This window comes from Nitrospira sp. CR1.1, from assembly GCA_014055465.1.
Lineage (GTDB): Bacteria > Nitrospirota > Nitrospiria > Nitrospirales > Nitrospiraceae > Nitrospira_A.
The window spans coordinates 1-9,028 of record WIAF01000024.1; the positions used below are offsets into that span (position 1 = coordinate 1).

At 56.8% G+C, this 9,028-nt stretch carries 10 protein-coding genes; 3 read left to right on the plus strand and 7 right to left on the minus strand.

Annotated elements, in window-relative coordinates:
• Both GDA65_20290 and GDA65_20295 read right to left on the minus strand, forming a co-directional pair.
• The coding region (locus tag GDA65_20290) for an AAA family ATPase (protein MBA5865024.1) at positions 1 to 1,850 on the minus strand (1,850 nt) is incomplete at its 3' end.
• A gap of 124 nt (positions 1,851 to 1,974) precedes the next feature.
• A complete protein-coding gene (locus GDA65_20295; GenBank protein ID MBA5865025.1) occupies positions 1,975 to 2,247 on the minus strand; it encodes a hypothetical protein in 273 nt (90 codons plus the stop codon).
• Between the two features lie 739 nt (positions 2,248 to 2,986).
• Between GDA65_20295 and GDA65_20300 the strand changes: the two genes are divergently transcribed.
• Complete coding sequence (locus GDA65_20300) at positions 2,987 to 3,235, plus strand: hypothetical protein (protein ID MBA5865026.1); 249 nt, start codon at positions 2,987 to 2,989, stop codon at positions 3,233 to 3,235.
• On the opposite strand, the gene GDA65_20305 is transcribed toward GDA65_20300, so the two are convergent.
• Positions 3,204 to 3,443, minus strand: a complete 240-nt coding sequence (locus GDA65_20305; protein MBA5865027.1) for a hypothetical protein — start codon at positions 3,441 to 3,443, stop codon at positions 3,204 to 3,206. The two genes, GDA65_20300 and GDA65_20305, sit on opposite strands and share 32 nt — an antisense overlap.
• Before the next feature lie 159 nt (positions 3,444 to 3,602).
• On the opposite strand from GDA65_20305, the gene GDA65_20310 reads away from it, so the two are divergent.
• A complete protein-coding gene (locus tag GDA65_20310) occupies positions 3,603 to 4,844 on the plus strand; it encodes a hypothetical protein (protein ID MBA5865028.1) in 1,242 nt (413 codons plus the stop codon).
• 95 nt (positions 4,845 to 4,939) lie between these two features.
• A complete protein-coding gene (locus GDA65_20315) occupies positions 4,940 to 5,191 on the plus strand; it encodes a hypothetical protein (GenBank protein ID MBA5865029.1) in 252 nt (83 codons plus the stop codon).
• Positions 5,192 to 5,348: 157 nt separating this feature from the next.
• Here the strand turns inward: GDA65_20315 and GDA65_20320 are convergent, their stop codons facing one another.
• From GDA65_20320 to GDA65_20335, 4 genes are all read right to left on the minus strand, one after another.
• Positions 5,349 to 5,681 carry a single-stranded DNA-binding protein gene (locus tag GDA65_20320; GenBank protein MBA5865030.1) on the minus strand — a complete coding sequence of 111 codons (333 nt, stop codon included), beginning with the start codon at positions 5,679 to 5,681 and terminating at the stop codon, positions 5,349 to 5,351.
• Between the two features lie 62 nt (positions 5,682 to 5,743).
• On the minus strand, positions 5,744 to 7,168 hold the full coding sequence (locus GDA65_20325) for a hypothetical protein (GenBank protein MBA5865031.1): 1,425 nt from the start codon (positions 7,166 to 7,168) through the stop codon (positions 5,744 to 5,746).
• Positions 7,169 to 7,235: 67 nt separating this feature from the next.
• Positions 7,236 to 7,619: a single-stranded DNA-binding protein gene (locus tag GDA65_20330; protein ID MBA5865032.1), complete on the minus strand. Its 384-nt coding sequence runs from the start codon at positions 7,617 to 7,619 to the stop codon at positions 7,236 to 7,238.
• Positions 7,620 to 7,663: 44 nt separating this feature from the next.
• Positions 7,664 to 8,833 (minus strand): IS200/IS605 family element transposase accessory protein TnpB, encoded by a 1,170-nt coding sequence (locus GDA65_20335; GenBank protein ID MBA5865033.1) that lies wholly within the window; start codon positions 8,831 to 8,833, stop codon positions 7,664 to 7,666.
• Between the last annotated feature and the right edge of the window lie 195 nt (positions 8,834 to 9,028).

The window sequence follows — 9,028 nt, forward strand, 5'->3', positions numbered from 1 at the left end:
GGTTCGGTGTTGCAGAAGATGAGGGAATGTCCTGGTGCCGGCGCGGCCTCAGCGGTCTGGCTGCGGTCCGTCAACGTGGACGGGGCGGAGACATAGCTGAGCCCAGCGCGTGCGTAGAGACGACGGCTGACGTTCGCGATGTCGGGATGCATGCGGTACTGCATGCTGAGGGGCACCACGCGAGGATCTCGTCCTGAGGTGATCTGTGCGATATCGTAAATGCTCCTGGCCAGCCAGTGTTTGGTGGCCTGTGTCTTGGCCGAAGCAATGGGCGCCAGTTGCAGAAAATCTCCCACGATGATCACCTTCGAGGTGGCCAGCGCCAAGGTACAGAATAGGGCTGGGGCCAGGGCCATGCTGGCCTCGTCGATGATCACGGTATCGAAACGCTGATTGTCGAGTAGCCGTGAGGTGTAGGTCCGGGTCAGGGTCGTCGCAACGATCCTGCTACGGCGCACGAGGGCCTGTTCAATCTGAGCGATCTCGTTCTCAAGGCGATCAAGGGTGCCTTGTAGATCGTGTCGGATGCCCTGCATGGCCTCATGGAGGGCGCAGAGTTGTTCGGGTGACCACGGGGCATCCGGCAATTGGTGGTCCTGGCGGAATTGTTCCATGACGCGATTGAGGGTGTCGATCCGGACCTGTGAGTGGAGCACCTGAGATTGCAGGGACCGGAGCGTAATTTCGTCGGCAGCCTGATAGTCTCGGAAACACGCAATGTCGTTGACGATCCGTGCTTTGTTGCCGTGTTCGAAGAGCCGACGGAAAGCAGGACTAGCATTGAAGGCTCGAAGCTCGCCTTCAAGTTCTTGAATGGTCATGGCGCGCTCGGTGATGAGTCCGCGCAGACGGCGTTCATCGGTGTGGAGCATCTGGTGCCGTTCGCGCAACGTCTGCAATTCTCGCCAGTGAGTGTCCAGTCGTTTGGCGGAGTCGGCGCTGTGAGCGAGGTACGGCAGGTCTCGATCCAAGTCCTGTAATTGGCGGCGAAGGGTCTTCGCGCGTTCTTCGAGCGGCAGTGTGTGGGTGAGCGCAACTGTCTCGAGATTGGCCATTTGGCACTGATCACTGCTGTCTGGACTGGGGGTGCCGATACGAATGACCTGATCGATGGCGAGATCGGGAGATTGGCTGAGCAGATGCTCCAGAATGTTGTCGATGGCCGTATTGGTCGGGGAGCAGATCAGGGTTCGCCCATTCTGCGCCAACAAGGCCTGGCTCAAGGCGGTGATGAAGGCGGTTTTCCCGGTACCAGGAGGGCCCAAGACAAATAGAAGATCTCGTTCGAGGGCATTGGTATAGGCCTGCGCCTGCTCGGGATTGAGGCCTGAGGCTTCCGGCAAGCGGTCGAGAGCAGTGATCGTGGCGATGGCATCAGGATCAAAGGCCTTGAGAGCGAGGGCGGTTCCGAAGGTGTCCGGTTGCTGGCTGATGGATTGCAGACGTTTGTCGAGGGCTTGCAGCAAGCGGACTGAGTCGAAGGTGAGATGTGCCGAAGGGATCGTCTCCGGGGCTTCGCCCTCGAACGCTAAGGCGAGGCCGTCTGGGGAAAAGCCAACGATTCGACAGGGAATGCGCTGGCTGATAAGGACCAGGGAAGGATTCGTGTCTTCAACGAGGTTGGCCGGAATCGGCTCAGATTGAAAGAGATAGTAATGTGTTCGCCCAGTGACGTGTTGCCGTTGCCCGTCTGTGAGCGGGACGCAGATAGTTTCCTGACGTTGCCGAGGGGTGCGACTCTGGAGTTCGTCCTGGAGCGCGGTCCGAAATTGCTCGATGAGGAGGAGCGCGCGGGTCGACGCAGGCTTGCCACTGCGACTGGCATGGAGAGCGACCGGTGCCTGGGGCATAGGACCTCCTCGATGGCTGATAGAATGAACAACCCAGATGCCCGACCTGCGCTCATCCTGAGCGCCTCGGGACACCTGTGAGGAGGTTGGGCGGTCGCACCGGTGAGGATGGGGAGTGAAGGAATCATGGATGGTCGTGAGTCTGCTGAACTAGGCCTTCCTGCTTCGGTGGCTGTGTTTGACCAATATTGGTTCCATCTTGTCTCACGTACGTGGTCAACTCCCTCACCCTCGCGGTCAGTCTCGCTTGGTTTGTCAGTGACTTCTGCAATTCCGTGGATATGTAGAGAAGAGCTCCACGTAACGCCTTGATGGTCGCATTGGCTTCCACTAACTGGTCGCCAAGACTGCCAATGACTTCTTCGCCTTCAGTTCGTTCAAATGTCTCCATCATCATTGCCCCTTCCTCGATCCGTTCGTCGTGACTGCGACTTGTCGTGCAAAGTCCGCCTATTAAGTTCACGAATATCCTGACCATCCAATCTTGTGTAGCCAGGTGGACGTCGAGGGCTTGACTCGTTATTCGGTCTTGGATACCATGAGCACATATTCTTTTTCGTAGGCTTTGCCGAACCATCCTTTCTCTTGCATTGTACTCGGTACAACGTCTTTGCATCCGCAGTCTAGTCCTTGTGAGTGATCATCACAGCTAGATTGCTTCTCTTCTGTCAGTGCTCCATCTCTCAATTCCATCGATCGGTCCACGTTAGGTTCACGCCATGTTCCAGGTCTAACGTTCTCCTTGCTTCCTGTGTAGGCAAAGAGAATTGAAGGCAGGATGTTTGGCGTGATCCTCTTCACCATGCATGAGCCATGTGCCCATGCTTCATTAAGGAGGTCTGTATGACGATGCGTGTACCTTGTCCGCCGGCGGTTCAGTGTCTGTGTCGCTCACGCGATACTGATCGAGACCGGGCTCTTGAGCAAACATCTCGAACAGCTGTGCCATAGGGTTCGCTGACGCGAGTTCGCTGCGTTGAGTCCTTCCGTCTCGTCTCCTAACTCCATCGGTGGTACGTAAGCTGCCGTTTACGTATCGCTCCGATCACCGTTCAATCACATCACACACACATTCTAAACATGCTGCACGTGACGCAGGATCGCGAGATGCTGCCGTCAGGTGCCCGGAGGCGTCCATGTACACAAATCAAGCAGTCAGTGTGGACATGCGAATTGTCGGCAAACTGGTACTGGTGGATCTGCATGGATCCGGCGATGCATTGCAATTGGCATTTAACGATCTGGCGAATCGCTTTGAATTACTGATCGAGGCTGGGGCGCTGAAATGGTCGAAGGCAAGAGCGGATCATTTCGTGCTGATGCCGCAAAGCGATTGGACCTCGTTGGAAGTGATTAGCGAGACAAAGCGGCAACTGCGTCTGTGATGTCTCGAGCGAGGGCCTGTTCCTGTTCGGTGAGTGAGAGCGCTTGGGTGAGATGATTGACCTGAGAGAGCACTCGTTCGCTGAATCCTTCCAGTGTACAGAATTCACGTGATCCCACAAAACGCGCGTTGGCGATGAGTAGCTCCTGGCGGCTGTTCACAAAGGTGGAGAGCTGACGGGTGATCTCTAATTCCGGCGTGAGTCTCATGGTGTTCTCAGAGTGACTGAACACGGCGCCAACTCTAGCAGTTGGGTCGAGGGTGGTCAATGGGACGGCATGTCACGCACGATGCTGTTGGAATGCGCCACGAAGCACGTCTGAAATCAACACATCACAACATATATCATGACATGAAAGGATCTCATCATGACGACATCCCATCTGACATCGAAGCATGCAACGTTACGTGGACTTCTCAGTGCAGCCCCTCGCCGTACTCCCGTGGTGGATGCAACGTGGGTTCGCTCGGAGATGGCAAAGGCGATCGTCTCGGTAGTGGTTCAAGATTTCCAACGAATCGCTGCAGATCACGGTCGCTTGGTGCATGCCTGGGAACGACTCGCTCTGGAGGACCTGCAACGACTAGTCTGGGAGCTGGAAAAACCACGTTATCAGGTGCATCCAGCACAATGGGCTCGTCTGCGCGCACGCCTGGCAGACTTGACCGATATTGAACGGCGCAATGCCAAGATGTTGAACGCTCGCACACCGTTCGAAAATCGTTACGACGACGATGACGATCGTGGTGAGACGTGGGAAGACATGGCCGAACTGGATTACACGGTGCCTGCTCCTCGTGGGACACGTGCTGCTCAAGCGATCGATGCGACAGTCGATACACCGCTGTGTCCCGACTGTGGCTCGTCGTCTGTGGTGGTGTCCATGATGACGGTCGGTGTCCATCAGTTAGATCTGAAAGAGGCGCATTGTCTGATTTGCGCGTGGCGTGTCGAACTCGGACGCAAACCGAGTGCGACGGTCGATGTGGAATCGGATCTTGAGCTGGAGGATCACGGAGACGGAACGCTTGCGGGGCCGATAGACGAATCTGAAGAATCAGCAGACGATGACGAACAGGACATCGTGCAGAGCAGCATGGCCGGCGAGGAGGAGACTCAACGCAGTGTGGTTGGGGACTTTGAGACGCAGGATATGGAGAGCGCGGAAGATCCTGTAGATCAGCTGATGACCTTGCAGAATCGCTTTTGGCAAGACTGGACGGTCAAGCCCCTTCGTTGCGCACTATTAGAGGGCACGATGCGGGAACGACTGAGTGGGGAGCGGCTTGATATGATTTGGGCCGTAGCGTCCACACTCATGGAATCGTGCCGTGGGCTGGGTCGCGCGGAGCAACAGGAAATCGCACGTTGGCTGATGCGAACGTCGACCGAGGAGTTGCGCGCGTTTCTCCCAGAGTCGGAATTGCCGGCAGAATTGGCTCAGCCGGAACGTATGTTGGTCGTGCCGTCCGTATCGACGAAGATACAGAAGTGGCAGCTAGCATGTCGGCTGGCATTGAGACGATTCCGAGTTGCCAGCGCGGGTGTCAGAATTTTGGCCCCGTCGTTTGGTGTCTCACCGGACGTATTTCGAGCCGCGAGTGCCTAGTGCCCGTGTCGATAGGGGAGCAGCAGAGGGAGCGCGTGGTTTCTTGGAGAGCACGCCTCTCTCTGTGCCCTTGTCAACTATGCCTGGAGGCTTTCATGAATGCGATCGATACCATCATCAACGAGATTGTCCAACACATACACGGATCGAGCTGCATCCCTGAGACGTATGAAGCCGCATTTGTGACAGCTGTCTGGGAGAGAGCGCAAGCCCTTGAAGCCCCGCTTCGAGATGAGCTGCTTTGTCGGACGGGCGTCACTCAGGACTCGGTGAAGCAGGTTCGTGAAGAAGCTGCCGATGCGCTCTATGAGGCTCATCGCGCATTGTATGGGACAGCGTGGGAATAGTAGTTTTGGACTAGAACTCCTTACGCATGGCCCCATGTAAGGACCGACACCAGTACATGAGGGGAGACACTTCGTTGTGGAAGACGCGAGTTCCTTGGAACTCAGTGCGTCTTCCCGGAAGTGCTCCCCTTTTTTTTGCCTTGCCGCCGGTCGGGGCTTAGGCAGCCTGTCGGTGTATCTCCGGTGGCATCAGTTCGATGTGGTCGGTGACAACATGAGTATACGTCAGTCCGGTGTGCGAGGAGGTGCGGGTATCCAAGCGCCCTGTAACCTTGACTGTTTGGCCCTTCGTCAGGGAGGGGAGCTGGTGGTCGAGGGTGTGGTCCCAGATGCAAACGGAGAGAAACAGTGGTGGAGTGTGTCCAGGACGAGTGGTCTGAATAGGCCGGTCGATCGCGACGCGGAGATTGGTTACCCTGCGTGCGCCGACTGAGGCGCGCACGGGAGTGGTCGCGACACGGCCAACGAGTTCGACGTGAGCATAGGTCATGAAAAGACTCCTTCACATGGTTGAGCGGAGGGATGTGCACTGCCGTATCACGAAGGGTGAGACTAGGCTGCAGGCACGTGGGCGGCCTCGCGGTTGGCTGGGAGTTGCCCGTAGGCCATGGCGATGTGTTTGAGCGCGGATTCTGTCAGCCCATAGTCCGCGGCGAGGATGCGGCAGCCAGCCTCCTTGTTGCGAAAGCGTTTCAGACTGTGTCCGAAGAAGCGAATCAATGGTAGCAGGAGTTGATCGGTTGGGAAGAACAAGCCGGGTTCCGGATGCGCTAAGCGTTCGTTGCTGGCGTTGGGATCGCCAGCCAGGATGGCGAGGTCCTCTTGTGGAAGCCCATGGAGCCAGCTTGTGATGGCCTGCGCGTCGGTCGGAGAGAGGTGGTGTGGGGTGGACGTGAGGATACGCCCGGCCGCAACCCAGACCGGCATGCGATTGTCGTGGGCGTCGAGCTCGAGGATGGCCTGGTTGAGGAGGGCCTGTCGAAGTGGGTGACGGCCCTGACAGAACAGGGCATAAGCCGGTGCGTGGAGCTTGTCTTGCAGATCAGGCAAGTCCACGTCGCTCTCGTCGTTCGGGATGTCGTCTTGGGCAATTTCATGGGAAGACTCATAATCGAGATACTCAAACGTGTCGATCTGCGTGGTGTCGTCGAACAGATCCTCGCTGTCCTGGCCGCTGTCGAGATCGAGGGCGTCGTCGTCAGCTTCGGCCTGCTGGCCGTGGTCTACATAGCAGGCTCGCGCAACTCGTTCTTCGTTCTGCGCGATATCCTCGGCATCGAGACCGGGCAGCTCGGGGGCATGTTCTCGATAAATTCGGTGCGAACAGCAGAGGCATTTCAGGGTATCGGCATCCTCCCGAATATAGTTGCTCTGAATGCTGACTTTGCACCTGGGGCAAACGAGGTCGTTTCCTGATGCGCGCGCTGGGGTGGCCTGTGCTGATTGGGGAGTGGTCAGATGCAAGCCGTGGCAGGAGGGACATTTGCCTCGACCGGCGCGTGCGAATGCACCTGGGCGAACTTCTTTTCGGAGTAGCACCTCTTGGATGCCACAGAGTGTTAGCAACCGCTGTGCATCGAGTTGGAGTACCCTTCGCCCGTCTGGGAGGACCATGAAGGACGGATCCGATGTCCGGCGAGAGCTCTTCGTGATGAGCGGGTATTGGGGGGCGGGATTCTCGTCGTCGAACCTGGTGCCTCGGGAGAAGACCTGATCGCGGTCCTTCAGGGACCAGGCGTCCATATGGGCCTGAAAGAGGTGATCAATGAGGGTGATGGCTTCTTCCTCTTCCGCCTCGGTGGTGACGAGAACGCGGTCTGGAAGTGCGGGAAGCCAGGATGTCTCAGAGTTGGCATTGGAACCGAGAGTAGAAAGCTGCAGCTCGCGAAGATCTTCGATCGAGAGGCACTCCACGGAGGAGTGGGCCTCGTAGAGGGCGCGGGCTATCTGGGCGTGCGTGATTTGGGCAGTGGTCATGATGAGACACTCCTTGTTAAGACTTGGATGGGCACGTCGCGCGGCTGTGAATCCGTGGGTGTGGTGATTAGGTCGTCGTCTTGTCCTTCGGCCGCGACAGGAATTCGAGGTCGGAGGGGTGTTTCACGTGGAGATAGTAGGTCCGTTGGATGCGGTCTTGTTTCTTGAACGTTCGTGACTGTAGCTCCCCACGGACGCGTACCTCCTGGCCGACGCTCATGTGTTGATGGAGTTCCGGTGACGCTCCGGTGACCTTCACATCGAGGAACATGGGATTGTCGATTTTGTCTGAGGGGGCATCCGAATGAATGGCGAGGGAGAAACAAAGCATATGGCCATGTCCGGTGTTGTACTGCATCATTTCTGGTGGATGGGTCAGTCTTCCGGAATACAAACTGAAGTTCAAATCGCGCTTGCCTGACATATTTGCTCCTTCGGTGGGAGTTGACATCCTTCCTGGTTTGAATGCCAGGAATTCCCTCGCGTCTGAACTGATCACCGAGAGGGGTTCGCACTTCGACGCCAGGTGGCTCGTCGTCCTGGAAGACGGCGAGTACTTCTCCCAGCTCCATGCGCTGACACGGTCTGTCCAACCGCCAAGATATTCTGTGCGGCGTTGATATCCCGATCATGGGCGGTCCCGCACGATGGACACGACCATGCACGAATCGTCAAAGGCAATTTACCGACGACGTGCCCGCAGCCCGAGCACGTCTTGCTCGACGGGAAAAACCGATCGATTGTGACGACCTCCTTTCCGTATCGTGACGCCTTCGCTTCGATCAAGCGACAGGCTGAACCGATCGCTGCATCGCTCAATGCGCGAGCCAGGTGGTGGTTTTTCACCAGGCCGCGGATGTGGAGATTTTCCAAGTAGATCCGGTCGAACCGTTTCACTAGATTGGTGGAGAACTTGTGTAAAGTATCCCATCGCGCGTTTCGAATGCGTTCATGCAGCAATGCCAGCCGTTGCAGTGCCACACTCCGCCGCCGGCTGCCTTTCTGCTTCCGTGAAACACGCCGTTGCAACAGAGTCAGCCTGTGCTGGCGTCGTTCAGCGTGATGTGGATTGTCGATCTTCTCGCCGTTGCTCAGCGTTGCGAAAGACGTCAAGCCAAAATCAACGCCGACAGCCTCGCCGGACTTGGGCCAGTCTAGGGGCTCTATCTCCACGACCAGTGAAACAAAGTACTTGCCGGTCGTGGTTTTGATGATTCGGACTGAGGAGGGCATCGGCAGGTAGTCGCGTGTCCAGCGTATGTGCAGTCTGCCTATTTTCGCAACGGTAAGGGTCTTGGTGAGTGGATCAAACCGAAAGCCACGATGTGTATAGTTAGCTGACTGACGCCTGGATTTTTGCTTGAATGTCGGATGAGCCGCACGGTGCTCGAAGAAATTCACGAAGGCTATCTGGAGATCGCGCAAGCTCTGCTGCAGTGGTACGCTGCTCACCTCCCGAAGCCACGCAGTCTCGGGGTGACCTTTGAGTTGCGTCAGCCGCGCATCAGTTTCAGCATAGCCAATCCTGCGTCGATGCTGCACGAGCCCGTCACGACGGAGCGCCAGGGCCCAGTTCCAGACATACCGGACGCAGCCAAATGTTCGCGCCAACTGGAATACTTGTTCTTCCGTCGGGTAGGCACGAAAGGTCCAGCGTTGCTTCATGCAGACTCACCTCGAGAATATGTGTATGTCGTTAAGAAGCCTGAAGAGCCGTCTTCCACGTCCTTAAGTGTCCGAAGATGCAAAATCCTTACATGTCGAACCTCGCAAGCTATTGATTATCCAAGAATGTATGAACGTTTTGCCCAGACGGTAACAGGTAATTGCGCGAACTAAAGCTGTTGACAGAGGCGCGGT